Source organism: Burkholderia sp. AU16482 (assembly GCF_002223285.1).
GTDB lineage: Bacteria > Pseudomonadota > Gammaproteobacteria > Burkholderiales > Burkholderiaceae > Burkholderia > Burkholderia semiarida.
This window is the reverse complement of record NZ_NKEY01000007.1, coordinates 451,465-477,683: the sequence shown is the minus strand read 5'-3', so window position 1 is coordinate 477,683 and position 26,219 is coordinate 451,465. Positions and strand designations below refer to the sequence as shown.

The window sequence follows — 26,219 nt, the reverse complement described above, 5'->3', positions numbered from 1 at the left end:
TTCGTCGGCCACCGCGTCGCGGCACGCGAATTGCGTCAGCCCACACCGTGTCGAATAAATCCAGGAGGGATGCGATGCTCGGTACGATCCTCATCATCGTTCTGATTCTGCTGCTCATCGGAGCATTTCCTGCATGGCCGCATAGCCGAAGCTGGGGCTACTGGCCATCGGGGACCGTCGGGCTGATCGTCGTCATTGTCGTGATACTGGTGTTGCTCGGTCGGATCTGACGCTCCGGCACCGGCGAGGGGACGCGTCACAGCCGGCACGGGTGCGTGCCTTCCGCAGCCTTCGCCGTGGATTCTTTACACGACGAAGCCCGCGAAGACATGCACCCGATGCCGTCGACGCGGCCCGTTACTGGCCGCCCTCCAGACGCAACTGGAGCCTGCTCTTCACCGACGTCACGCCCGCTACCCGGCGGGCCGCATCCACCGCTGCCCGGTCTTGGGACTCGTCGGTGATCTGCCCGGCCAGCGTCACGTCGCCCGTCTTCGCGTTCGCGAACACGGTGACCTGCGCATGATCGACGCCGGGCGCTCTGACGATCGCCTGGCGAACCTTCTTCGCGAATGCACGGTCGGCCGCGCGTTCGGCCTTCTTCGCCGCGCGTGGCGACGCGGGCGCCGACGACGCCTGCTCGGCGGGTGCGGCGGCCGTGGCGGACTGCGCATGACCGGCCAGCGGCGACAACGCAACGAAACCTGCAACGACGATTGCAAAACGGGACTTCATCGGATTCTCCTGGACAGGAACGAACGGGTACGACGAATGGGCCGGCCGTCAGGCCGTGACACCGGACAACCCACGGGCGCGGTCGCGCCCGTGCGGCGCCGTGAGCGCGTCAAGCGCACGCACGTCGGCTTTCAGCGCGGGCGACAACGTCGCACGCAGATGGTCGATGAAAGTGCGGACCTTCGCGTCCACGAAGCGGCGCGACGCATACATCGCGTACACGTCGAGCATCGTCAGCCGGTAGTCCGGCAGCACGCGCACGAGCCGCCCGCTGCGCAGGTCGTCGATCGCCGAATAGATCGCGAGCGAGCCGATGCCGAGTCCCGCACACAGCGCGATCGACAGCGCTTCCGGCGCATTCGCGTGAAACGGCGCGGCCGTTACCGCATGCGACGCGGTCTGGCCGCCGGGGCCGTGCAGCAGCCATTCGTCGTTCGCTTCCGCCGGCGTGTCGAGGCGCAGGCAGGTATGGCGCGCCAGGTCGGCGGGCACGGACGGCGCGCCGTAGCGGGCGAGGTAGGCCGGCGACGCGACCAGCACGCTGAAAGACGTGCCGCATGAATGCGCGATGCAGGCGGAGTCGGGCAGGCTCGCGGCCGTCACGACCGAGACGTCGTAGCCTTCCTCGACGAGATTGGGCATCCGTTGCGAATAAGTCATCTCGATGGCGACTTCGGGAAAGCGCGCCCGATAGGCGACCGCCGACGCGGTCACGTGGCTCTGTCCGAGCCCCGGCATCGTATGCACGCGCAAGCGTCCGTACGGACGGATCAGCGCGTTCCGGGCCTCGGCATTCGCCTGGTCGACCTCGCCCAGGATCGATTGCAGGCGCTCGAAATAGCGGCGCCCGCTGTCGGTCAGCGCGATTTTTCGGGTGGTCCGGTTCAGCAGCCGAATCTGCGCATACGCCTCCAGGCTCGCGACGGCCCGCGACACCTGCGCGGTCGCCATATCGGCCTGTTTCGCGACGGCGGTGAAGCTGCCGGCCTGCACGACGCGCACGAATGTCCGCATGTTTTCGAGCATGTCCATTTCGATTGATCGTCCGGTCCGGTGCTGCATCCATGCGACGCGCCGGCGGGGCGCGGCGGCGCATTCGATGTCGTCGATTGTCGGGCCATCCGCGCCGCGGCTTCAGCCCCCCGACCGGGGGGCTGAAGCGTCGGCCGATCATGTGGAATGCTTGGCGTTTGCATCGACGGCCGCCCGAATCGAACGATCCGCGGCCGGCGTCGCCAGCACGATCTTGCCGATATGCCGCCCCGAATCCATCAGCTCGTGCGCCGCGCGCGCGTCGCGCAGATCGAACAGCCGATAGACCTGCGGCTTGACCGTGCCTTGCCGGATCAGCGGCCACACTGCCTCCTCGAGCTCGCGAATGATCTGCGCCTTCTCCGCGTAGGTGCGCGAGCGCAGCGTCGAGCCGATGTGCGTGAGCCGCTTCGTCAGCATCGGAAACAGGTCGAGCTCCTTCGCGGGGCCATTGATCACGCCGATCTGCACGATGCGCCCGTTCATCGCGGCCGCCGCGAAATTACGCGCGACGTAGTCGCCCGCGATGATGTCGACGACCACGTCGACACCCTTGCCGCCCGTGAAGCGCGCGACCGCGTCGACGAAATCCTCGCTGCGATAGTCGATCGCGAGATCCGCGCCGAGCCGCATGCTCGCGTCGCGCTGCGCGTCCGACCCGACGGTCGTGACGATCGACGATGCGCCGAACGCCTTCGCCAGCATCGTCGCCGTCGTGCCGATGCCCGACGCGCCGCCGTGGATCAGCACGCTTTCGCCGGCTTTGAACCCACCGCGCTGAAACAGATTCAGCCACACCGTCATGAAGGTTTCCGGCAGCGCCGCCGCCTCGGCCATCCCGAGGCCGTCGGGAATCGCGAGCGTGTTGCTCTCGTTCGCCACCGCGTACTCCGCGTAGCCGCCGCCGGGAATCAGCGCGCAGACACGATCGCCGACGGCGAACCGCGTGACGTCGCGCCCGATCGCGACGACCTCGCCGGCGATCTCGAGGCCGGGAATGTCGGACGCGCCAGGCGGCGGATCGTACAGCCCCTTGCGCTGGAATACGTCGGGGCCGTTGACGCCGGCCGCGTGAATCCGGATCAGCACGTCGCCGGGGCCAGGCGCCGGTACGGCGCGGGTCGCGGGCACGAGCACGTCGGGGCCGCCGGGACGCACGATTTCGATCGCCGTCATGTGGGTGGGAAGAGCGTTCGCGTCATCAGTCACGATATGATCCTCAACGTTCGTCGATGCACGGCCGATTCGCGGGCCATCCCCGAATCGCGGCATCGCCATGTAAGTGAAGCCAGTCTATGGGCGATGCCGCGTGCGGGCACGCAGCGAATTACCGGTCGGGGAATGCAAAAATGCATCAGTCGGGACACACGATGAACTGGGACGACGCGCGCGTCTTTCTTGCGATCCATCGCGAGCGCACGCTGCGCCGCGCGGCGCGCACGCTCGGCGTCGATCAGGCGACGGTCGGGCGGCGGCTCGCGACGCTCGAGCACATGCTCGGCGCGACGCTGTTCCTGCGCTCGTCGAAAGGCTATCTGCCCACGCCGGTCGGCGAACTGGCGCTGCGCGCCGCCGAGGCGATGGAACAGCACGCGCACGAGCTGGTGCGACTGACGCAGGGCGTCGACCGGCGGCTCGCCGGCGAGGTGAAGATCACGACGACCGACGCGCTCGCGATCGAGTTCGTGATGCCGTCGATCGCGCGGCTGCACGCGAAACATCCCGACGTCTCCGTCGCGCTGAACACGTCGACCCACATCCTGAATCTCGCGAAACGCGAAGCCGATATCGCGATCCGCACGGTGCGGCCCGAGAACCCCGATCTGGTCGCGCGCCGTCTCGCACGCTGGGACATGGGCCTGTTCGCGTCGCCCGACTATCTGCACCGGCACGGCGAGCCCGAGCGCGGCCGCGCGTTCGCGGGCCACGACCTCGCCGTCTACCAGCCGTACGTCGAGGCCAGCCGCCAGCCGACCCTCGCCGGCGAACCGATCGACGGCGGGCGCATCGTCACGCGCACGAACTCGAACCTGATGCTGCGTGCGGCGCTGCGCGCGGGCCTCGGCGTCGGCGAGATTCCCGTCCACATGGGGGAGCGCGACGGGCTCGCACGCATCTGGCCGGACCGCGTGCGCGAGTCGCCGTACGAGGTCTGGCTCGTCACGCACCGCGACCTGCGCCACACCGCACGGATCCGCGCGGCGATCGACGAGATCGTGGCCGCGTTCGCCGCGCACGGCTGACGCGGGCGGCGCCGCGTCAGCCGGTCATTCGTCGTCGCGTCGCACCCGTGACGCATCGAGCGCCAGCCCGCTGCGCACCGCCTGGATGCGCGACGTCACGTTGAGCTTCTCGAAGATGTTCTTCAGGTGCCACTTGATCGTCTCCGGCGCGACGCGCAGCGCGCGGGCGATTTCCTTGTTCGACAGGCCGCGCGCGACGTAGTCGAGAATCTCGACTTCACGTGCGCTGAGGTTGCCGGGCGCACCCTGCCGCGCGGCCGGCGCCCCGCTCGATGCCCGCTGCGCGTCGAACGCACGGGCCAGATCGCGCAGATACCACGCGCCGACTGCCGGAAAGCGGTCGGCACGCTTCTGTACGCGCGCCAGCAGACGCTCGGCCGCCGCCCCTTCGTCGACGAAGGTTCGGACGAGCCCGTTGCCCTGGCCGTATTCGAGCGCACGCGCCAACGCCGCGAGCGCCGCGCTTTCGTCGCCCGCCTGATCGAGCGCGATCGCATGCAACGCGGCGGCCTGCGCCGCGAACCAGTCGAATCCGCGCGCGGCCAGCACCGCATGTACGGTCGCCATGCACTGCGCGGCTTCGTTCGCGCGCGCATCGGCAAGCAGCAGCCTTGCCTGCGCGGATTGCGCCATCTGCCACGTCTCGACGTGGCTCGACGCTTCGTCCGGCGGCACGGGCGACACCAGCGACGCCAGCGCGCGCCCCACACGATGGGCCTGTGTCGGCTGGCCGGCGGCGAGATGCAGCCGGATGCCGGTCGCCATGCATGCGACGCGCAACCGCAGCCATTGCCGGCTGCATGCGATGTGATCGGCTTCGTCGAGTATGTCGTGCGCGCGCGCGTCGTTCCCCGACCGGAATTGCAGCAGCGCGGCAGTCTGCATGAACCTCAGCAACGGCCCGAGCGAACAAGCCTGCATCGCGATGTCGAAGCGGTCGGCCTGGGCGTCGCGCACCTTCGCCCAGTCGTTCCATTCGTAATAGATCGCCGACAGGTAGCCGGCCGACAGCGCCGTCGCCGCCGACAGGCGCCCCGCCGAGCGTTCGGCGGCCCGCAGTGCCGTCTCGAACGTCTTCGACGCGTCGTGCAGCCGCCCGGCGACGAACTCGGCCAGGCCCGCCATGTTCTGGCGGTACACGTTCGCGTAAAGCGGCTCGTGCCCCGACGCCGCGTGCTCCGCGCGCGCGCCGAGATCCAGCACGTCGCCGAGGCGGCCCGCGTAGCCCAGCCCGAAGATCAGCGTCGTCTGCCCGATCTGCTCGACCCAGGAACCGGCCGGCGGTGCGGCCGCCAGCACGCGCTCGCCGAGCTGCAGCGATTCGATGCTGCGATCCGACAGCCCGGCGATCAGCGCGCGCACGGCCAGCAGTTCGGTCGCCGTGACGGCATCGGTATCGAGCCGCCCGATCTCGATGTCGGCTTCCAGCGCTTCCAGCGCGCGCCGCGCATCGACGATCTGCATCGACAGCGCGAGCGCCCACGTATGCGCGATCCGCAGCCGCAGGCGGCCCGTCAGCGCCTGCGCGGGCAGGCGCGACACCCAGTCGAGCACGGTACGCACGTCGCTCGACGCGATGAGCTTCATCGCGCACGCCTCGACCCAGCCGGCGGCCGCGTCGAAGTCGCCGGCCGCGAGCGCGTGCCTGACCGCGTCCGGCCATTGCCGCTCGGCCGCGTACCACGCGCTCGCGCGGCGATGCAGCGCGGCCACCGCGCCGGGCTCCCGCAGCGCCAGCTCCTCCCGCAGGTAGTGCAGGAACAGCGCGTGATAACGGTAGCGCTGGCGGTCGCCGTCGATCGACCGGATGAAGAGGTTGTGCGCGCTCAGCCATTCGAGGCAGTCGAGCGCATCGTCGCGACCGGTCAGCGCATCGCACAGCGCCGGCGTCATCCGGTCGAGCACCGCCGTATGCAGCAGGAAGTGGCGGATCGCGTCCGGCACCTGCGTCATCACGTTCTCGTTCATGTACGCGGCGATGCCGGCACGCGCGCGGCCGACCTGTTCGGCCACGCGCGCCGCGTCGCTGTCGTCGTGCAGCGCCAGGGCCGCCAGTTGCAGGCCCGACACCCAGCCTTCGGTCGCCGCGCGAAGGCGCCCGACGTTTTCCGCATTGAGCGGCTTGCCGGCCACCCGCTCGAAGAATGCGCGCGTCTCCGCGTCGTCGAAGCGCAGGTCGTTCTCGTCCACCCGCACCAGCTCGTCGCGCGACTCGAAATAGCTGAGCGGCAACGCGGGCACCGAGCGGCACGACAGCACGACATGCAGGTTCGACGGCGCGTAGCGCAGCAGATCGAACATCGCGTCGTGGATGACCGGCGACGCGAGGCGATCGAAGTCGTCGAGCATCAGGAACAGGTCGACGCCCGCGCTGTCCAGTTCGTTGAGCAGTTCGTCGAATACGGTCTTCAGCGGAATCAGCGCGCGATCGCGCAACAACTGCCGCGCGCGGGCGCCGACGCCGCCGGTCGCGTCGACGATCGCGGCGACCACGTATGACGCGAAGATCGACGCGTTGTCGTCGTCCTGGTCGAGACTCACCCACGCGACTTTCACGCCCGACGCCACCAGTGCCTGGCGCCACTCCGCCAGCAGCGTGGTCTTGCCGTAACCGGCCGGCGCGCTCACGAGCGTCAGCCGACGGTCGAGGCCACGCCCGAGCCGCCCGAGCCGCGCGATGCGCGCCACGATCCCGCGGGCCGACGCCGGCGCCAGCTTCGTGCGCACCAGCACTTCGATCGCATCGGTGTCCGGCGGGCGGGCCGGTTGTCTGCTGTCCGTCGGCGCCATGCTGCTCCTGTTCTCCTCGCGCTGATCGCGTGTCCGCCGGCACCGCGAGCGAAGCCGTCGACCGGGCCCAGTCTCGCCGTGCGCCGCAAACAGCATAACGATTCGGCGCCGGCCGTCAAAAGTAGGTGATGTCCGTACCGGCGTGTGCGCACGCAGCGCATATCGGCCGCGACATGGGACCCGCATTGTTCTCGAACCGGCGCGCGCTGTTCAGCCCCCCATTCGGGGGGTATCTGGAGGCGAGGAAGTCGCCTCGTCCCGAGCGGCCGGCGCCGGCGGCGGCCGGACGCGCCGCTCAATCGGGCTGGTAGCGCTCGCGCAGCGCGCGCTTGTCGATCTTCCCGACGCTCGTCTTCTCGATCGCGTCGACGATCAGCAGCCGTTCCGGCACCGCATAGCGCGAGATCAGCCCGCGGTCGGCCACCTGCTTCACATGCGCTTTCAGCTCGTCCGGCCCGACGCGGCCGACCTGCTCGTCGGTCAGGACGACCAGCGCGAGCGGACGCTCGCCCCAGCGCGCATCCTTCACGCCGATCACCGCTGCCTCCCGCACGGCCGGGTGGCGCGACAGGATGTCCTCGAGTTCGAGCGACGACACCCATTCGCCGCCCGTCTTGATCACGTCCTTGATCCGGTCGGTGATCTGCAGCCGGCCGTCGGGATCGATCACGCCGATGTCGTTCGTATGCAGGTAGCCGCCCGCCCACAGCGCGGCCGACGCCTGCGCGTCGCCGAGATAGCCGGGCGTCGCCCACGGCATCCGCACGACGACCTCGCCCGCCGACCGGCCGTCGTGCGGCACGTCGCGACACTGCGCGTCGACGATGCGCAGGTCGACGAGCGGCAACGGCAAGCCCGCCTTCGTCCGGCGCGCGATGTCGTCGTCGGCCGACGCGCCGCCGCCCGCCCGCGGCGGGTCGATCTGCGCGATCGTCATCAGCGGGCAGGTTTCCGACATCCCGTATCCGGTGTAGACCTCGATCCCGCGCGCGAGCGCTGCCCGCGCGAGCCCGTCGGACAGCGGCGAGCCGCCGACGATCACCTTCCACGCCGACAGGTCGGCCGCCGCCGACGCCGGGCTGTCGAGAATCGTCGCGAGCAGCGTCGGCACGCAATGCGAGAACGTTACCGCTTCGCGCGCGATCAGCGCGACCAGTCCGTCCGGCGAATAACGGCCCGGATAGACCTGCTTGAGCCCGAGCGCGGTCGCGATGTAAGGCATCCCCCATGCGTGCACGTGGAACATCGGCGTGATCGGCATGTAGACGTCGTCGCGATGCACGCGGCCGCGATCGCGCGCGCTCGACAACGCCGCCATGCCCGCGAGCGTATGCAGCACGAGCTGGCGATGCGTGAACGCGACGGCCTTCGGCAGGCCGGTGGTGCCCGTCGTGTAGAACGTCGTCGCGCGGGTGTGCTCGTCGAAATCGGGGAACGCGAAATCGGGCGAACCGGCCGCGACGAGCCGCTCGTATTCGTCGGCGAAGCCGTCAGGCAGGTCGATGTCGTCGCCGTCGGCGATCAGCACGACGTGCCGCACCGAGTCGAGCCGGTCGCGCATGCCCGCCAGCAACGGCAGGAAATCGCGGTGAACCAGCACCACGCGTGCACCCGAATGGTCGAGCGTATACAGCAACTGGTCGGGCGACAGCCGGACATTGGCCGTCATCAGCACCGCGCCCATCATCGGAATCGCGTGGTAGCACTCGAGGTAGCGATGGCTGTCCCAATCCAGCACGGCGACGACGTCGCCCGCGCCGACGCCGATCGACGACAGCCCGCTCGCGAGCTGCCCGATGCGATGCCGGAACGCCCAGTAGTCGTGCCGGACGCGGTCGCCGTACACGATCTCCTGCTCGGGCCGCGTCGCCAGCGGCGCGTGAAGCAACTGCTTGGTCAGCAGCGGATACGCGTGGGCGGACGGTGCCGGTTCGGCTTGCGGGTACGACGAATTCATGAGTGTCTCCATGGGCAACCGGTCGGGTCGTCGAGCGTGCGGCCACGATACCGGAGCGCCCGGCTTTCGCGTCCCCCCTGTCCGGGGGGAGCCAGCCCTTGTCGAAACCGGCCGCCGGCCGCCCGTGCACGTAACACGGCGATTGGCACGCGATACCCACCCGTTCGGGGAGGCGCTCGCCGCAACACGCCGCTGTAGGATGCATCGCAGCGCGTATCCTTCCCGTGGGGTACCCGCTCACCCGACCGGACATGACCGGAAGGCCGCGCCGCCGACGCGGGATCGCCCTCTCCGGCTCGCGCCCGCCACCTACCCCATCTCCCCAGCAAGGAGCAGCCATGACTTCCGACACGACGCAGATGAGCCGCACGCCGGCACCCGACCCGGCGGAGAACAATGCGTATTTCCCGTCGCCGTATTCGCTGTCGCAGTACACGTCGTCGAAGACGGACTTCGACGGCGCGGATTATCCGAATCCGTACACCGGCGGCAAGTGGAAAGTTCTGATGATCGCGACCGACGAGCGCTACGTCCTGATGACGAACGGCAAGATGTTCTCGACCGGCAATCATCCGGTCGAGATGCTGCTGCCGATGCACCACATGGACAAGGCCGGCTTCGAGATCGACATCGCGACGCTGTCCGGCAATCCGGCCAAGCTCGAACTCTGGGCGATGCCGCGGGACGACGAGGCCGTGCAGAGCACCTACCGCAAGTACCTGCCGAAGCTGAAGACGCCGCTCAAGCTGTCCGACGTGCTCGAACAGCATCCCGGCGCCGATTCGCCGTATATCGCGGTGTTCATTCCCGGCGGCCATGGCGTGCTCGCCGGCATTCCGCACAGCAAGGACGTCAAGCGTACGCTGCGCTGGGCGCTCGACCACGACCGGCACATCGTCACGCTGTGTCACGGGCCCGCATGCCTGCTGTCGGCCGCCGTCGACGAAGATCCGCGCGACTACCCGTTCAAGGACTACGAGATGTGCGTGTTTCCGGATGCGCTCGACACCGGGCCGAACCTCGACATCGGCTACATGCCGGGCCCGCTGCCGTGGCTCGTCGCGCAAAGCCTCGAAAAGCTCGGCGCGCGCGTGCTGAACAAGGACATGACCGGCCGCTGCCATCAGGACCGCAAACTGATCACGGGCGACAGCCCGCTCGCGTCGAACGGCGTCGGCAAGCTCGCGGCCGCCGCGCTGCTGAAGGAAGTCGGGCACTGACGGTTTGCCGCCGCCTGGGGCGGCGTCTCGCCGGGGCGTGGCCGCCCGTCTCCAATCGATCGACCTGGCCGTACGGTAGTATGGCGATCCAATGGAACCCCGATGGATCCGAACGAGTGGCCATGCCCGAATTTTCTTCATCTGCCGGCGCCGGCCAAGGCGCGCAAGCGCTCGTCCTCATCGCCGAGGACGAACCCGAGATCGCCGAGATCCTGATCGCCTATTTCGCGCGCAACGGCCTGCGCACCGTGCACGCCGCCGACGGCCGCCGCGCACTCGAACTCCACCTGTCGCTGAAGCCCGACCTCGTGCTGCTCGACGTGCAGATGCCGCACGTCGACGGCTGGAAGGTGCTCGCCGAGATTCGCCATCGCGGCGACACGCCGGTCATCATGCTGACCGCGCTCGACCAGGACATCGACAAGCTGACCGGGCTGCGCATCGGCGCCGACGACTACGTGGTCAAGCCGTTCAACCCCGCCGAAGTCGTCGCGCGCGCGCAGGCCGTGCTGCGCCGGTCGATGGGCGGCGCGCGCCAGGACGAACAGCGCGTGCTGCGCGCGGCGCCGTTCGAGATCGATCTCGAGCACCACGAAGCGACGGTCGAAATCGACGGCACGCGCCGCACGCTCGTGCTGACGCTCACCGAATTCAAGCTGCTCGCGCAGCTCGCGCGCGCGCCGCGCCGCGTGTTCAGCCGCGCCGAGCTGATGGCCACCTGCCTGCCGGAAGGCGATGCGCTGGAGCGCACGGTCGACAGCCACGTGAGCAAGCTGCGCAAGAAACTCGACGATCTCGGCGTCGCGGGCGTGCCGGCAAGCGTGCGCGGCGTCGGCTACAAACTGTGGAGCGGCGAGTGAGACTCGATGGCCTGAGCCGCCAGATCGCGCTGACGATGGGCGCGATCGCCTTCGGCGTCACGGTGCTGATCGTCGTGACGGCCTACGCGTTCTACTACCTGCTGTACCAGTACTCGCCCCAGTCGTTCCAGACGGTGAGCTGGCTGCCGAGCGGGCCGGAGTGGGTGTGGATCATCTCGACCACGCTGGTCGGCCTGTTGATCGCGGTCGTCGTCGCGATCAACCTGTCGCGCCGCATCCTCGTGCCGCTGAATTCGGTGACGGACAGCATCCGCCGCGTCGCGCGCGGCGATCTCGGGGCGCGCGCCGTCGCCGGCGACCGTTCGCTGAAGGAAGCGGCGCTGCTCGCCGACAACTTCAACGCGCTCGCGAGCGAGCTGCAGCGCGTGACCGCCGAGCAAACCTTCTGGAACGCGGCGATCGCGCACGAACTGCGCACGCCCGTGACCGTGCTGCGCGGGCGGCTGCAGGGCCTCGCCGAAGGCGTGTTCACGCCGAGCGACGCGCTGTACCGCAGCCTGCTCGCGCAGGTCGAAGGGCTGACGCGGCTGATCGAGGATCTGCGCGTGGTCAGCCTCGCCGACAGCGGCCACCTGAGCATCGAGATCCGCGACACCGACCTCGCCGCCGAGGTGCGCGCCGTGGTCGACGCGTTCGCGCACGCGCTGCAGGCCGCCGGCCAGCATCCGGAATTCGATCTCGACCCGCGGCACATGCGCTGCGATCCGGTCCGCATCCGCCAGGCGCTGCTCGCGTTGCTGGAAAACGCACGCCGCCACGCGGTGCCCGGCGCGATCCGGATCCAGACGCGCATCGAGAACGGGATGTGCCGGCTGCGCGTCGAGGACGACGGCCCGGGCATCCCGGCCGAGTTCGCGCCGCACGTGTTCCAGGCATTCCGGCGCGTCGACGAGACGCAACCCGGCGGCACGGGCCTCGGGCTCGCCGTCGTCGCGGCGATCGCGCGCGCGCACCGCGGCGAAGCGCTGTGCGTGCCGACCGGCGCGGGCGGCACGCGGTTCGAGGTGCAGTGGCCCGACGATCTCGTGCCGGCGCCCGACAGCGCGCGCTTCCCGGCGTAGCACGACGCCGTTCCCCGCTCACGCACGCGGTTCGCGCCCGATCTGTTCGAGCGGCGGGCTGAACCCGGCGCCGTGTACGCCATCACGGGCACCGCCCCGCTTCCCGGCCGCGCGCCGCGCGCCCCCGCGCGCGCGGCGCCGGCACGGTCGAATGTCAGCCGCGTGCCGACGGCCACGTAGCGCAATCCCTCCGTTCCTCCCTCGCGCGATCGCCGGCGTCCGTACCGCGCCGAAGCCGCGCGGCTGAAACGGAAATGAACACCTGGGGTTATCGATTGATCCCAAAGATTCATTGGACAGTGTCTCCGCCGCCGCGCGATGCTGGGCCGGCCCGTGAACGCAGCGTCATTGCAACGCCGCGCACGAACATGGAGTGAGACAGATGCCCAACGACCACCGTCAACGGCGCCACACACTGTGGCTGCTGTGCGCGCTTTCATTCATCCTGTACGTCGATCGCGTCAATCTCGCGACCGCCGCCGGCGCGATCAAGGCCGAACTCGGGCTGTCGAATACCGAGCTCGGCATCGCGTTCTCCGCATTCGCGTATTCGTATGCGATCTGCCAGATCGGCGGCGGCTGGATCGCCGACCGGTTCGGCGCCCGCATCACGCTGATCGGCTGCGGGCTGATCTGGGTGGTCTCCACGTTCACGACCGGGCTCGTGCACAGCCTCACGCTGCTGTTCGCCGCGCGCCTGCTGCTCGGCGTCGGCGAAGGCGCGACGCTGCCGGCCCAGGCCCGCGCGATCACGCACTGGTTCCCGCGCGAGCGGCGCGGCGTCGTGCAGGGCTTCACGCACTCCTTCTCGCGGCTCGGCAACGCGGTCACGCCGCCGATCGTCGCCGCGCTGATGACATGGCTGTCGTGGCGCGCCGCGTTCTTCGTGATCGGTGCGGTCACGCTCGTCTGGCTCGCGTGGTGGATCGTCGGCTTCCGCGAGCACCCGGTGGGCGACGACGACGGCCGCAGGCGCGCAGCGCGCCGTGCCGCACCGTCCGGCCCGACGCCGTGGGGGCCGCTGTTCCGGCGCATGGCGCCAACCATCTTCGTCTACTTCTGCTACGGCTGGACCGCCTGGCTGTTCTTCACGTGGTTGCCGACCTTCTTCCTGAACGGCCAGGGCTTGAACCTGAAATCGACCGCGTTGTTCGCGTCCGGCGTGTTCTTCGCGGGCGTCGTCGGCGACACGCTCGGCGGCTGGATGTGCGACCGGATCTATCGGAAGACCGGCAATCTCGCGATGTCGCGGCAAAGCGTGATCGTCACGAGCTTCGTCGGCGCGCTCGTCTGCCTGCTGCCGCTCGCGTTCGTGCACTCGACGGCCGGTGTCGCGCTGTGCCTGTCAGGGTCGTTCCTGTGCCTCGAACTGACGATCGGACCGATCTGGGCCGTGCCGAGCGACATCGCGCCGACGCACGCCGGCATCGCGAGCGGGATGATGAACGCCGGCTCCGCGATCTCGGGAATCCTGTCGCCGATCCTGTTCGGCTATCTCGTCGATCGCACGGGCAGCTGGATGGTGCCGTTCATCGGCTCGGTCGCGATGCTGCTGATCGGCATCGTCGCCGCGCTGCGGATTCGCCCGGACCGCGCGCTGTCCGAATCGATACCGGCGCTCGCGGACGCGCCGGCGGCGCCGTCGGCGCACTGAATCCGTTCGCCCTGGTTCGCCTGCCGCGGCCGTCTTGCTGGCGTCGCCGTCACGCTTCACTGCGTTCCGCGATGGTGGGTCGGCTGGGTCGGCTGGGTCGGCTGGGTCGGCTGGGTCGGCCAGCGCGGCTTGATCGGCCTGCTCGGCTTGATCGGCCTGCTCGGCTGATTCGGCTGATTCGGCTGATTCGGTCTGCGCGGCTTGCTCGGCCGACGCGGCTGGCGCGGCTGACTCGGCCGCCTCGGCTGGCAAGCCGCGCCATTATGCGGCGCCGTCATCCTCTACCCCGTCCCGGTGAAACAGCGCGAGAAACTGCTGCGCGGGAATGCTCAGCGGTCGGTCCCGCCGCACGAGGCTGCCGTACGACGGCAGCTTCTGTTCGAGCGTGTAATCGATGATCGCGACGAGCCCGTGCGCCGCGTTGCGCTGCGCGACCGTCAGCGGAATCACGCCGAGCATCGACGAACGGTCGACGAGGTTCATCGTGGTCAGGATCGACCCCGTTTCGACGAGCCCGCGCGGCATCGGCTGGTGACGCGCGCGGAATTCGCGCTCGACGACCTCGCGCGCCGGGCTGCCGGCCGGTTGCAGGATCCACGCGTAATCGAGCAGCGCGTCGAATTCCACGGGCCCCGCGCCCGCGAGCGGATGGTCGCGGCCCGCGATGATCGCGAGCGCCTCGTCGTCGACCACGCGGAAGTCGCAATCGGTCCCGACGTGGCGCCCGATCACCACTTCGAGCACGCCTTCGCGAAGCTGCGGCATCAGCCGGTCGCTCGTATCCACCGCGATATCGATCGCGAGCAGCGGATAACGCGCCTTCAACCTCACCAGCGCCTCGGTCAGCCGCCCCGGCGACGCCGCCATGATGCTGCCGATCGCGAGTCGCCCCGCGCTGCCAAGCTGCAGTTCGCCGAGCTCGCGGTTCAGCGCCTCCATGCTGCCGCGGATGCCGCGGAAATAGCCGAGCACGCGCTCGCCGGCCGGGTTCAGCACGAGCCCGCGCCCGATGCGATCGAACAGCCGCTGGCCGAGCGCGCTCTCCAGCTCGGCCAGCATCTTCGTCGCGGCCGGTTGCGTGAGGCCCATCTGCTCGGCCGCGGCACGCAGCGTCGAGCATTCGTCCACGGCCAGCAGCAGCGCGATCTGGCGCATGCGCAGCCGGTTCAGCAACTGCGGCGTCGAATCTCGTCGGTCGATCGAGCCCATCTCTGATTACTCCAGGTTATCGATTCATCAAGAGTTTTCAATTTACCGACTCATTCCGTCTACCTAGCATGAACCCCGTAGACGAACGAACGGCCGCATGCCGCCACCGGAGACACCGCATGAACACCCCCTCGTCCACCGCCACCCGGCCCGTCGTCGCGCTGACGCTCGGCGACCCCGCCGGCATCGGCGCCGAACTGATCGCGAAACTGCTCGCCCGCCCCGACGCGACCGCCCGCGCGAATCTCGTGCTGATCGGCGACCGCTGGCTGTGGGAAGCCGGTCAGCGCGTCGCCGGCGTCTCCATCGACGTCGACCCGGTCGCATCGCTCGCCGCCGCGCGCGGCCGGCCGTCGACCGCGCGCGCCGCGTTCGTCGCGGTCGATACGGTCGATCCCGCGCAGGTCAAGGTCGGCCAGGCCGGCGCGCCGGGCGGCCGCTCGACGCTCGCCGTGCTCGACCAGTGCCTGGACGCCGCACTCGCCGGCGACATCGACGCAATCTGCTTCGCGCCGCTGAACAAGTACGCGATGAAGCTCGGCGGCCTCGAACATGACGACGAACTGCACCACTTCGCCGCCGCGCTCGGCGTGACCGGCTACTTCTGCGAATTCAATACGCTCGGCGAGCTGTGGACCGCGCGGATCTCGTCGCATATCCCGCTGAAGAATGCGGCGGCCCAATTGAGTGTCGAACGAATCGAACAGGCGTCGGAACTGATCTACCGGTCGCTGCTCGAGAACGGCGTCACGGCGCCGAAGGTGGCGATCGCCGCATTCAACCCGCACGGCGGCGACGGCGGCAGCTGCGGCCGCGAGGAAGTCGACATCATCGAGCCGGCGGTGCGCAAGCTGCAGTCGCGCGACTGGCCGACCGACGCACCATTCCACGGCCCGTTCCCGGCCGACACGATCTTCCTGAAGGCGCAGGCCGGCGACTACCAGGCGATCGTCACGATGTACCACGATCAGGGGCAGATCGCGATCAAGCTGCTCGGCTTCTCGCGCGGCGTGACCGTGCAGGGCGGGCTGCCCGTGCCGATCACGACGCCGGCGCACGGCACCGCGTACGACATCGCGGGCCGCGGCACGGCCGACGTCGGCGCGACCTGGCAGGCGCTGCAGATCGCCTGCCGGATGGGCGCCGCGCGCCGCACGCCCACGGTTTCGGCGTGACGTTCGCGCGCCCTTTACACACGACGACATCGATTCCCGGAGACACCATCATGAAAATCCGTTCCGTACGCGCTCGCGTATTCCAGTGGAAAGGCAAGACCGTTCCGCCCCAGGGCAACTTCTGCTCGAATGCGATGGATCTGCTGTACGCGCCGCAGGAAACGATGAGCACGTTCCGCTTCCATGCGTGGACGGTCGTCGAAGTCGAGACCGACGACGGCATCGTCGGCCTCGGCAACGTCGCGCTCGCGCCGCACGTCGCGAAGGTCATCATCGACCAGTACCTCGCGCCGCTCGTGATCGGCCAGGACCCGTGGGACTACGAATACCTGAACCAGCGGATGTACCGCGCCACCCACGCGTGGGGCCGCAAGGGCATCGGCATGGCGGCGATCTCGGCGGTCGACATCGCGATCTGGGACATCCTCGGCAAAAGCGTTGGCAAGCCGGTGTTCAAGCTGCTCGGCGGCCGCACGAAGGAACAGATCCCCTGCTACTACTCGAAGCTCTACCGCACCGACCTGAAGGCAATGCAGGACGAGGCGCAACGCTATCTGGCCGAAGGCTTTCGCGCGTTCAAGATGCGCTTCGGCTACGGGCCCGCGCACGGGCCGCAGGGCGTGACCGAAAACCTGAAATCGGTCGCGGCGATCCGCGAGGTGATCGGCTACGACAACGACCTGATGCTCGAGTGCTACATGGGCTGGAACCTCGAATACGCGAAACGCATCCTGCCGAAGCTCGAGAAGTATCAGCCGCGCTGGCTGGAAGAGCCGGTGATCGCCGACGACATCGACGGCTACGCGGAGCTGAACCGGCTGACGCGCATCCCGATTTCCGGCGGCGAGCACGAATTCTCGCTGTACGGCTTCAAGCAACTGCTCGACCGCAAGGCCGTGTCGGTCGTCCAGTACGACACGAATCGTGTCGGCGGGATCACGATGGCGCAAAAGATCAACGCGCTGTGCGAGGCGTACAGCGTGCCGGTGATTCCGCATGCGGGCCAGATGCACAACTATCACCTGACGATGAGCACGCTCGCATCGCCGATGAGCGAGTACTTCCCGATGTTCGACGTCGAGGTCGGCAACGAGCTGTTCTATTACATCTTCGACGGCGAGCCGGTGGCCGAGAACGGCTTCCTGCAACTGCGCGACGACGTGCCGGGCCTCGGCCTCACGCTGAAAACGGCGTTCCTCGACCAGTTCGACATCGTCGAGTGAGGCCGGCCATGAACGCGCGCTACCAGGGCGTCTTTCCGGTCGTGCCGACGATCTTCGACGCGCACGGCGCGCTCGATCTCGACGGCCAGCGCCGCTGCATCGATTTCATGATCGATGCCGACTCGCACGGCCTCTGCATCCACGCGAACTATTCCGAGCAGTTCGCGCTCGGCGACGACGAACGCGATCTCATCACCCGCACCACGCTCGAACACGTCGCGGGCCGCGTACCGGTGATCGTCACGACGTCGCATTTCAGCGCGCGGATCTGCGCGGAACGCAACCGGCACGCGCAGGCGCTCGGCGCGGCGATGGTGATGGTGATGCCGCCGTACCATGGCGCGACGTTCCGCGTCTCCGATGGACAGGTGCGCGCGTACTTCCGCGAAGTCGCCGACGGCCTCGACATTCCGCTGATGATCCAGGATGCGCCGGCGAGCGGCGTCGCGTTGTCGGCGTCGCTGCTCGCGACGCTCGCGCGCGAGATCGACGCGGTGTCGTACTTCAAGATCGAGACGGCCGGCGCCGCGTCGAAGCTGCGCGAGCTGATCGCGCTCGGCGGCGACGCGATCGAGGGGCCGTGGGACGGCGAGGAAGGCATCACGCTCCTCGCCGATCTCGATGCCGGCGCGACCGGCACGATGACGGGCGGCGGCTATCCGGACGGAATTCGCCGGATCACCGACGCGTATTTCGCCGGACGCCGCGACGATGCATACGACGAGTACGCGCGCTGGCTGCCGCTGATCAACTACGAAAACCGCCAGTCGGGCTTCCTCACCGCGAAGGCGCTGATGAAGGAAGGCGGCGTGATCGCGTGTGACCGGCCGCGCTCGCCGTGGCCCGAGCTGCATCCGCTGGTACGCGCGGGGTTGCTCGACACGGCGCGGCGGCTCGATCCGCTCGTACTGCACTGGGGGCGCTAGACACCGTTTTTGCACCCGCAACGCGCGTGCGTTGCGCATCGGCGTGACGGCGGCCCGACAGAAGGCCGCCGCCGCTCATCGGATGGATGGAGACACCATGAACCTGCTGAACCCCGCTACCCCGGCCTACGACGCCGGCGAAGCCATTCCGCGCCGCCGCTGGCTGCGCGTGATTCCGCCGCTGCTGCTGGCCTGCATCATTTCCTACATGGATCGCGTCAACATCGCGTTCGCGATGCCCGGCGGGATGAACGCCGATCTCGGCATGGACGCGACGATGGCCGGCCTCGCCGGCGGCATCTTCTTCTTCGGCTATCTGTTCCTGCAGATTCCCGGCGGCCGGCGCGCGGCGCTCGGCAGCGGCAAGACCTTCATCGCGTGGTCGCTCGTGAGCTGGGCCGTGCTGTCGGTACTGACCGGGCTCGTCACGCACACGTGGCAGCTGCTGGCGCTGCGCTTCCTGCTCGGCGTGGCCGAAGGCGGGATGCTGCCCGTCGTGCTCACGATGGTCAGCCACTGGTTTCCCGACCGCGAACGCGGCCGCGCGAATGCGATGGTCATCCTGTTCGTGCCGCTCGCCGGCATGATCACCGCGCCGCTGTCCGGCTTCATCCTCGCCGCGTACGACTGGCATCACCTGTTCTACAGCGCAGGCGCGCTGTCGGTGCTGTGTCTCGTCGTCTGGATGCTGTTCGCCGACGACGGCCCGGAGACCGCGCGCTGGGTGTCGCCGCGCGAGAAGGCATACATCCTCGACGCGTTGCGCGACGAGCAGGAGCGCAAGCGCGCGGCCGGCACGCCGGCGGCCGCATCGTTCGGCGCGCTGCTGCGCCACCCGACGATCTGGCTGCTCATCGCGATCAACTTCTGCTACCAGGCCGGCGTCTACGGCTACACGATGTGGTTGCCGACCCTGCTGAAAAACCTCACGCACGGCGGGATGGGCCGGGTCGGCCTGCTCGCGATGCTGCCGTACGTCGCGATGGTGATCGGGATGCTCGCCACGTCGTATTTGTCTGACCGGACCGGCAAGCGGCGCCTGTTCGTGCTGCTGCCGCTCGTCGCGTTCGCCGCCTGCCTTGCGCTGTCGGTGCTCACGCATGCGTCGATGGCCGTGTCGTTCGCGTTCCTGATCGGATGCGGCTTCTTCCTGCAGGCGGCGGCCGGCGTGTTCTGGGCGATTCCGCCGAAACTCTGCAGCGTCGAGGCGGCCGGCAGCGCACGCGGCCTGATCAACGCGCTCGGCAATCTCGGCGGCTTCTGCGGCCCGTATGCGGTCGGCGTGCTGACGCAGCACGTGAGCGCGGCGGCCGGCGTCTACAGCCTCGCGGCCACGCTCGCGGTGGCCGGCCTGCTCGCGCTGACGCTGCCGAAGCGCTGCGAGGGCTGACCACGACGACACGAGACAGCGAACGACACACCGGAGACCCACCATGAACGACATCCTGCTGCTGGTGCAGAAATGCGCGCACACTTTCAGCTTCTACGACCTCGACACGAAAGCGCCGCTCAAGCACATCGTGCTGCCGAACTTCCCGCATGAATTCACCGTCGACGTGAACGACCGATACGCGTACGTCGGCATTTTCGGGATCGAGACCGCATGGTCGCGCGGCCACGAAGGCGATCACCGGATCGCCGAGATCGATCTCGTCGAGCGCGCCCATACGCGCATGCTCGACCTGTGGCCGTACTACCGGCCGCACGGGATGGCGAGCGACCGCGACGGTCGGCTGTATGCGATGAGCGAGGCGCACGACATGCTGCTCGTATTCGACGAGCCGACCCGGCAGCCGGTACCGAACATGGCCGTGCCGTCCGGCGGCGTGAAGACGCACCTCGTGACGCTCACGCGCGACGCGAGCCGTGCGTACGGCGTGCATCTGCTGTCGAACACGGTCACGCAATTCCATCCGCGCGACGCAACGGTCGCGCCGCGCGCGGTGATGCCCGGCCCGCGCCCCGAAGGCAATGCGCTATCGAGCGACGAGCGCACGCTGTTCGTCGCGAACCGCGGCGACGATACGCTGGTCGAGATCGACACGGAAACGATGACCTGTGGCCGTCGCGTGAAGACGCGCAGCGATCCGAATCGCATCTACCGCACCAGCACGCGGGACGGCCACGACCTGCTGCTGCTGACCAATTCGGGCGAGCGGTCGATTTCCGTATTCGATGCGCGGCAGCTCGAGGAGATCGAGCGCATCGCGCTGCCCGCGAACCCGACCGCGCTGTCGTTCCATCCGTCGAGGCGCGTCGCGTACGTGTCGTTCCAGGACGACCATGTGCGCGAGCTCGACCTCGACGGGTGGCGTTTCGTCGGTGCGCTCGCGACGCTGCGCGAACCCGATGCGTCGTACGTGCTCGCCGGCGCGCTCTGACATGCGCGACGAAGCGCCGCCCGGCGGCATGCCCGATGCGCTCGTCGATGCGCATCACCATCTGTGGCGGCTCGATGCGGGCGCGCACTATCCGTGGCTGCAGACGCACTACGATCCGGCGCGCTTCATGTTCGGCGACTACGCGGCGCTGTGCCGCAACTTCGACGTCGACGATTTCCGGCGAGCGGCGCAATGCGCGCCGCTCGTCGCCAGCGTGCATGTCGAGGCCGAACGCGCGCGCGACGAGGCGCTCGCGGAAACGCGCTGGCTGCATGAGGTCGCGGCCACGCACGGGCTGCCCTCGGCGATCGTCGCGTGGGTCGACCTGCTGGCTGGCGATGCGGACGAGCGGCTCGCCGAGCAGGCCGCGTGGCCTCGCGTGCGCGGCGTGCGGTTCAAGCCGCGCACCGCGGCGGCGCCGGACGCATCGATCGACGGGCCGGGCACGCTGCATGATCCGCGCTGGCCGGCCGCACTCGACCGCCTTGCCGCGCACGGCCTGAGCTGGGATCTGCGCGTGCCGTTCTGGCATCTCGGCGATGCGGCCGCGATGCTGACCGATGCGCCCGACGTCGACGTCGTGCTCGAACATGCGGGGCTGCCGTGGGACCGGTCCGAAGCCGGGCTCGCGCGCTGGCGCGGCGGGATGGCGGCGCTCGCCGAGTTGCCGCGCGTGACCGTGAAAATCTCCGAGCTCGGCCTGCGCGATGCGGGGTGGAACGACGCGGACAACGCGCGGATCATCCGCGACACGATCGCGATCTTCGGCTGGCAGCGCTGCCTGTTCGCGAGCAATTTTCCGGTGGCCGGGCTGCGCGTGTCCTATCCCGCGCTGCTGCGCACGTTCGCCGGCGCGATCGCGTGACCTGCCTGATTTCTTCGGGCCATTTCAATCTTGGAGAACGGCCTCGGTTGCTTCAGTCGAACAATACCGCTGCTTGAACTCGTTGGGCGTCAGATAGGCCAGGCTCGAATGCGGCCGGATGGCATTGTAGTGACGCCGCCACTGCTCGATCACAACCTTCGCTTCCGTGCGCGTTCGAAACCATTCAAGGCTCAGGCATTCATCTCGGAACTTGCCGTTGAAGCTCTCGTCCGCGCCGTTCTGCCAAGGTTTGCCGGGATCGCTGAGCGCCATGTCCATGCCGTTTTGTGCCGCCCACTTCAGGATGGCCCGCGATACGAACTCCGGGCCGTTGTCCGAACGCAAGTAACGAGGCGCACCATGAAGGCTGACCAGTTGGGACAGAACTTCGATGACACGTCCGGAACGAATCGATCCGGCCACGTCGATTGCCAGGCATTCACGCGTGTACTCATCGATCACCGTCAGACACTTCAGCTGCTGGCCGTTGGCGCACGCGTCGAATACGAAGTCGTACGCCCAGACGTGTCGTGCCGTCGTCGCTGGCTGCGGCCGAGGGCGATGGACCGACACGCGTCGACGAGGTCGCTTGCGCGGCACCTGCAACCCGGCAAGACGCCACAGCCGCCAGGCCCGGTCGGCGCTCATCGGGTGACCCTGCCGCTCCAGAAAGATCTGAATACGGCGGTAACCATAACGCGGATATTGCGCCGACAGGATGCTCATCGCTGCCAGCACCGGCGCGTCCCGCACGGCCAGCGTCGATTCGTAATGCAGCGCCGATCGGGCAACCGACATCAGCGCGCACGCACGTCGCTCCGACAGGCCACGTGCCTTCGCGTACGTGACCTGCAGGCGTCTGGCGGGCGCGCTCACCACTTTTTTGCGTTGATCTCTCTCATCACGTCCAGCTCGAGATCTCGCTCGGCGAGCATCTTCTTCAGCCGCGCATTCTCTTGCTCGAGCTGCTTGAGCCGCTTCACGTCGGCAGCTTCCAGCCCGCCGAAATGCTGCCGCCAGTTGTAAATGGTCTGCTCGCTAATCCCATGCTTCTTCGCAACCTCAGCGACCGGCGCCTTGTCCGCCTCGCGCAGGATGGTGACCATCTGTTCTTCGGTAAACCGACTCTTCTTCATGACTTCCCTTTCTCCGTTGGAAGCCATTCTCTCAAGTTTCAACTGGTCCGAAAATTCCAGGGCAGGTCACGCGCACCTCGACGGCCCCGCGCGCCGCGCGATCTGGCATGACAACGCGCTGCGGGTGTACCGGATCGCACTCGACGCGCCGCATCAACCCGCGCGCGGGTAGCGCCGGTTTCCCGACCTTCGCCGAGCGTCGAAGATTCGGCAGCGAACCATCAGCTACGGATCGGCAAAGTTACCTGCGGCTCGAGCGCCTGCAATACCGCGTGGGCATTCAAAATGTCCTGATAAAGGTTTGCGTGCTTCGGTGCTTTCACCGTCACAACGAGGGCATATCTAATACGCTCTGCACCTGAGGTCGCGCCGCCAGCATCGCGTGCGTTGTAGTGCACGTCAAAAACCGACTCCTTCAGGCTAGCGCCCCGGAAAGAGTGTTCCGCATGCAGGACCGTTTCCCATTTATGGAGATCTGAGCGTAGTTCCGCTTCCGTGCGCCACTCATTGGCCGGAAAGAAACTTTGCGGAGTCGCGTGTTGTGCTCCCGGCTTACGCTTATCAATGTGTGGGCGAAAAGTGATTCCCAGCCCCGCTTTCGTATAGGCACTCGAATCCTGAGGGTCAACAGGACTGGCGTAACAGAACGTGGCGCTGAGGGTCACCTTTCCCTCCAGAGGCATCACCGGCAGAGGAACCGGTGCACGTAGAAATTTCCCAGGGCGCAATTCACCTTGATAGATAATGCGCGCCACTCCATCACCGCAAGTAATCAACGTATTCAGGTCGATGGGCACCATGCCCCATCCTACAGCGTCAACTGACTCCCCCACTTGCGTTTCGCACCCATGGATCATCAACGCCTTGATTGTCAATGGAGCGATTGAGCTACCGAGAATTGCTCTAATACCGACAGCAGTGCGCAATGCAAACGGAGCAGCGAAACTTGTCCCAAGAGTGGCGACCAAGTCCCGTCTGTTGCCCGGCGCAACAACGTGGAAGTATTCGTGCGGTGAACCGCCGAATGCAACCAGATCCGGCTTTCTTCGTCCGGGACTTCGGCCCGGACCTACAGCACTGTAGCTGGATTTGCTCCAATTGCTAGTAGTGCGATTAACTGCACCTACCGATAAAACATTGACGCTGTCCGCAGGTACTTGTATGCGATTCAGTCCGGCTTCGGCATCGTTCTCCCCGTTATTGCCGATTGCCACGCTCATCAATGTCTCGCCATCGCTGAGAATATCGTCAATAACCGCAGTCCAGGCATGAACGTCATTATCCTCGACACACAGATCAGGACCGAGGCTAAGGTTTACGAATTGATAGGAGCGCGAGAGTAATACCGTCTCAACATGCCCGAGCGTCCGGTACAACTCGTAAGGATCCTCTTCCTCCGATTTTGCGTCGAGAACCCGATGATGGTCGACCGCCGAATACGGGCGATGAGCCTGACCACCTGGCTCGATGGGGCCGAAAAGAAGTGCCGAAGTAACGCCAAGTCCGTGTGCTAAATAAGGTTCGACATCATTTGCATCCTCATCCGAGAGGAAGTAGCGTCGCACGTAATCGCCAAGAACGTGAGTGTCGGGTAGCCCACCGTCCAGTACAGCCACTCTTGGCTCTCTGGACAAAGGTTCGCCGGCGGGAAGATCAAACGACACGGCAACCGGAGTACTCCGCGTTAGCGGTCTTGCCGCGCGCAGGCGGGGCATCTCGCGAATAACTCGCATCAGCGTGAAAAGCGCAAGTCGCTCCAAGTATTCTTGAGGCCCCTCGACAGGAAGGAACAATAGCTGCCCGGCTTGGAAATCGAACGTCGGATTAACGACAAAACCGCACGTCTGTGCGTACTTGGCGAAAATGGCACGCAACTGCGCAGGATCCTCGTCGGATGGAACATGAAGGCCGACTTCAAAGACGTGCTTCCCACCAGTCGAACCGAGGCGGATACGGTCCGCCGGACTCATAGGAGCGATGCTCTCGATCTGAGCAAACTCCATCCCTTCGCGCGTCTCCGGTTCAAGTTGTTGTGCGTAAACGCCGAGATTGCGTAAAACCGAACGTCTGCCGGCAACGAAGAGCTGAGTGGTATCTGCTTCCGAGGGAGCCTTCGTGGAAGCCTTCTTTCTCGGCTGTACGCGTCGAGTACGACTACCCAAATGCTGCAGACCGGCCGCTAAAAGCAGATGCTTTGGAAAATACGACTTCGCAATGTACGCAGGATGGAGAGTGACCATGGCTACGGCCAAGTCATCCGGGCAAGCGGCCGCAGGTAGTTCCGCGAACGTCTGGTTCGCGGCTTCAATCTGCGGCAAAAGCGCTCGCCTCGCCTCCTCCAGGGTGTACGGATGAGCCTTTTCGCCAGGCTTCTTCTTTGGGGCATCAATTGGGTAGGTCAGTAGTTCACCTTTACCGATCAGATATCGTGTAACCATTACTTAAGCCCCCGTCCTTGCCTTCTCGATGGCCCGGCATGTTTGCGAATCGTGTCTCTAGCCACGCCGGTCAATTTGCTGATCTCTTGGTATGAGTGTTGGCCATCCCTAGCCATCTGGATAGCCAGTTCCAGCCTCTGCGCTCTAGGCTGGACGTCAATACTGGAGCCAACGATTTGAGACACGAGGACTTCTGTTGGCGCATGGTGCAAGGCATGCCCACGGCGAAGCGAGGTGACAGCGCGCTCGACGTCCGACAGTGTTTTTCCCTGCAGACCAGACGCCAGCGTATTCACCCATGGTGCAAGTGCCTCGAGGTCCTGGCCAAGGAAACGACGTACAGCTGCGATCGTCGCGTTCGCGTCAGGAGCCGAGAACTCCAAAACTGCGTCAAACCGTCGCCACAGCGCAGGGTCTACCAACTCAGGGTGGTTCGTCGCTGCAAGCAGCAATCCCGTATCGGGCCACTGATCTACCTCCTGGAGGATCACTGTGACAAGACGCTTCAATTCCCCGATATCGGATTCGTCACTACGGCGCTTCGCAATCGCGTCAATTTCGTCCAAAAGCAGGATCGCAGAATTCGCCTTCGCATAGTCGAGAGCCGCCCTAACGTTGTTGCCGGTTTTTCCCAATAGGCTGCTCATCACGGCCGTTAAATCCAACACCCACAAGGGCTTCCCTAGCTGACTAGCAATCCATCTCGCCGAGAGCGTTTTACCGAGGCCTGGTTTGCCAACCAAGATGGCTGAACGCGTCGGTGCAATTCCTCGCGCGAGCAACTTGTCGCGCTCCCGTCGTTCCAGAACAATGGCCTCAATCTGATGTTTAAGCAGGTCCGAAAGCAACGGGACCTCAAGCCCTCCGCGATCATCAAACTCCTTTATCAGCGCGAGACGGGAGTCGCGATCGATCGGTAGCGGAGCATCAAGTTGCGACGCGTCACGGCGCAATATCGAACTGCCCGAGCTACGCGTCTGCGTCGCCTTCAGGCTCTGATCGAGCATTGCTGCCAAATCAGGGTTGCGCTGCCGATACTTCCGTACCAGTCGAGCCAACAGCAGCCGCACATCTTCGTAGGATTGTGCAGCAGCGAGCCTTGCCAAAGTAGCGAAGTCCCTTTCAATTTCGTCAATTTCGTCTTTCATACCACACGCACCCAGCGCATCCCGCCAAAAGAAAGGAATCTCTTCACTTTTCCAACTGACGAAGTTTATGACGAAAGTGAAGAATACGGAAGAGGAAACCTGTTTGCTACCTGATGAGCATGACACAATACTGTATGTATATACA

21 protein-coding genes and 1 pseudogene are annotated in these 26,219 nt (G+C 66.8%); 13 read left to right on the top strand and 9 right to left on the bottom strand.

The annotated features are described in order from the left end of the window. Positions 1-74: 74 nt before the first annotated feature. Positions 75-230, top strand: coding sequence for a DUF3309 family protein (locus tag CFB35_RS29115; protein WP_006483086.1), 156 nt, complete (start codon positions 75-77; stop codon positions 228-230). Positions 231-357: 127 nt separating this feature from the next. Here the strand turns inward: CFB35_RS29115 and CFB35_RS29110 are convergent, their stop codons facing one another. The 3 genes from CFB35_RS29110 to CFB35_RS29100 form a co-directional block, all read right to left on the bottom strand. Next, on the bottom strand, positions 358-735 hold the full coding sequence (locus CFB35_RS29110) for a BON domain-containing protein (protein ID WP_089465895.1): 378 nt from the start codon (positions 733-735) through the stop codon (positions 358-360). 48 nt (positions 736-783) lie between these two features. After that, on the bottom strand, positions 784-1,767 hold the full coding sequence (locus CFB35_RS29105) for a LysR family transcriptional regulator (protein ID WP_059574772.1): 984 nt from the start codon (positions 1,765-1,767) through the stop codon (positions 784-786). Positions 1,768-1,905: 138 nt separating this feature from the next. Then, entirely contained in the window at positions 1,906-3,045 is a 1,140-nt protein-coding gene (locus CFB35_RS29100) for an NAD(P)H-quinone oxidoreductase (protein ID WP_179231808.1), read from the bottom strand. A 92-nt stretch (positions 3,046-3,137) separates the two neighbouring features. On the opposite strand from CFB35_RS29100, the gene CFB35_RS29095 reads away from it, so the two are divergent. Continuing rightward, positions 3,138-4,010 (top strand): LysR family transcriptional regulator, encoded by an 873-nt coding sequence (locus CFB35_RS29095; protein ID WP_059574811.1) that lies wholly within the window; start codon positions 3,138-3,140, stop codon positions 4,008-4,010. 24 nt (positions 4,011-4,034) lie between these two features. On the opposite strand, the gene CFB35_RS29090 is transcribed toward CFB35_RS29095, so the two are convergent. Beyond that, entirely contained in the window at positions 4,035-6,800 is a 2,766-nt protein-coding gene (locus tag CFB35_RS29090; protein WP_059898259.1) for a LuxR C-terminal-related transcriptional regulator, read from the bottom strand. A gap of 295 nt (positions 6,801-7,095) precedes the next feature. Further along, on the bottom strand, positions 7,096-8,757 hold the full coding sequence (locus CFB35_RS29080) for a fatty acid--CoA ligase (RefSeq protein ID WP_179231806.1): 1,662 nt from the start codon (positions 8,755-8,757) through the stop codon (positions 7,096-7,098). 338 nt (positions 8,758-9,095) lie between these two features. Between CFB35_RS29080 and hchA the strand changes: the two genes are divergently transcribed. The 4 genes from hchA (at position 9,096) to CFB35_RS29060 (ending at position 13,573) form a co-directional block, all read left to right on the top strand. Next, on the top strand, positions 9,096-9,977 hold the full coding sequence (hchA, locus tag CFB35_RS29075) for a glyoxalase III HchA (protein ID WP_059574780.1): 882 nt from the start codon (positions 9,096-9,098) through the stop codon (positions 9,975-9,977). Between the two features lie 122 nt (positions 9,978-10,099). Then, entirely contained in the window at positions 10,100-10,837 is a 738-nt protein-coding gene (locus tag CFB35_RS29070) for a response regulator (protein WP_059574782.1), read from the top strand. After that, positions 10,834-11,919, top strand: a complete 1,086-nt coding sequence (locus tag CFB35_RS29065) for an ATP-binding protein (RefSeq protein ID WP_059574784.1) — start codon at positions 10,834-10,836, stop codon at positions 11,917-11,919. Before CFB35_RS29070 ends, CFB35_RS29065 begins: the two co-directional genes overlap by 4 nt. Positions 11,920-12,301: 382 nt before the next feature. Continuing rightward, positions 12,302-13,573, top strand: coding sequence for an MFS transporter (locus CFB35_RS29060; RefSeq protein ID WP_059574785.1), 1,272 nt, complete (start codon positions 12,302-12,304; stop codon positions 13,571-13,573). Between the two features lie 261 nt (positions 13,574-13,834). Here the strand turns inward: CFB35_RS29060 and CFB35_RS29050 are convergent, their stop codons facing one another. Beyond that, on the bottom strand, positions 13,835-14,782 hold the full coding sequence (locus CFB35_RS29050) for a LysR family transcriptional regulator (protein ID WP_059574787.1): 948 nt from the start codon (positions 14,780-14,782) through the stop codon (positions 13,835-13,837). 119 nt (positions 14,783-14,901) lie between these two features. Between CFB35_RS29050 and CFB35_RS29045 the strand changes: the two genes are divergently transcribed. The 6 genes from CFB35_RS29045 to CFB35_RS29020 all read left to right on the top strand — a co-directional run bounded on the left by CFB35_RS29045 (position 14,902) and on the right by CFB35_RS29020 (position 21,352). Next, positions 14,902-15,957: a 4-hydroxythreonine-4-phosphate dehydrogenase PdxA gene (locus tag CFB35_RS29045; protein ID WP_059574789.1), complete on the top strand. Its 1,056-nt coding sequence runs from the start codon at positions 14,902-14,904 to the stop codon at positions 15,955-15,957. Between the two features lie 50 nt (positions 15,958-16,007). After that, complete coding sequence (locus CFB35_RS29040) at positions 16,008-17,180, top strand: L-rhamnonate dehydratase (protein WP_059574792.1); 1,173 nt, start codon at positions 16,008-16,010, stop codon at positions 17,178-17,180. An 8-nt stretch (positions 17,181-17,188) separates the two neighbouring features. Beyond that, positions 17,189-18,106: a dihydrodipicolinate synthase family protein gene (locus CFB35_RS29035; protein WP_059574794.1), complete on the top strand. Its 918-nt coding sequence runs from the start codon at positions 17,189-17,191 to the stop codon at positions 18,104-18,106. A 97-nt stretch (positions 18,107-18,203) separates the two neighbouring features. Then, positions 18,204-19,496, top strand: a complete 1,293-nt coding sequence (locus tag CFB35_RS29030) for an MFS transporter (RefSeq protein ID WP_059574796.1) — start codon at positions 18,204-18,206, stop codon at positions 19,494-19,496. 43 nt (positions 19,497-19,539) lie between these two features. Next, positions 19,540-20,487: a YncE family protein gene (locus CFB35_RS29025; RefSeq protein ID WP_059574798.1), complete on the top strand. Its 948-nt coding sequence runs from the start codon at positions 19,540-19,542 to the stop codon at positions 20,485-20,487. A 1-nt stretch (position 20,488) separates the two neighbouring features. Beyond that, a complete protein-coding gene (locus CFB35_RS29020; protein WP_230951130.1) occupies positions 20,489-21,352 on the top strand; it encodes an amidohydrolase in 864 nt (287 codons plus the stop codon). Between the two features lie 24 nt (positions 21,353-21,376). On the opposite strand, the gene CFB35_RS29015 is transcribed toward CFB35_RS29020, so the two are convergent. Beyond that, positions 21,377-22,488, bottom strand: a protein-coding gene (locus CFB35_RS29015; RefSeq protein WP_089465892.1) for an IS3 family transposase whose coding sequence is annotated in 2 segments (ribosomal slippage) — positions 21,377-22,239 and positions 22,239-22,488 — 1,113 coding nt in all. Because the reading frame shifts where the segments join, the coding sequence is not laid out codon by codon here. Between the two features lie 70 nt (positions 22,489-22,558). Between CFB35_RS29015 and CFB35_RS35725 the strand changes: the two are divergent. Next, positions 22,559-22,660: pseudogene (locus tag CFB35_RS35725) on the top strand (amidohydrolase); the annotation flags it as partial. A gap of 49 nt (positions 22,661-22,709) precedes the next feature. Here the strand turns inward: CFB35_RS35725 and CFB35_RS29010 are convergent. After that, complete coding sequence (locus CFB35_RS29010) at positions 22,710-24,926, bottom strand: S8 family peptidase (RefSeq protein WP_081066505.1); 2,217 nt, start codon at positions 24,924-24,926, stop codon at positions 22,710-22,712. Continuing rightward, positions 24,926-26,074, bottom strand: coding sequence for an AAA family ATPase (locus tag CFB35_RS29005; RefSeq protein ID WP_059581228.1), 1,149 nt, complete (start codon positions 26,072-26,074; stop codon positions 24,926-24,928). Before CFB35_RS29005 ends, CFB35_RS29010 begins: the two co-directional genes overlap by 1 nt. Positions 26,075-26,219: the final 145 nt, after the last annotated feature.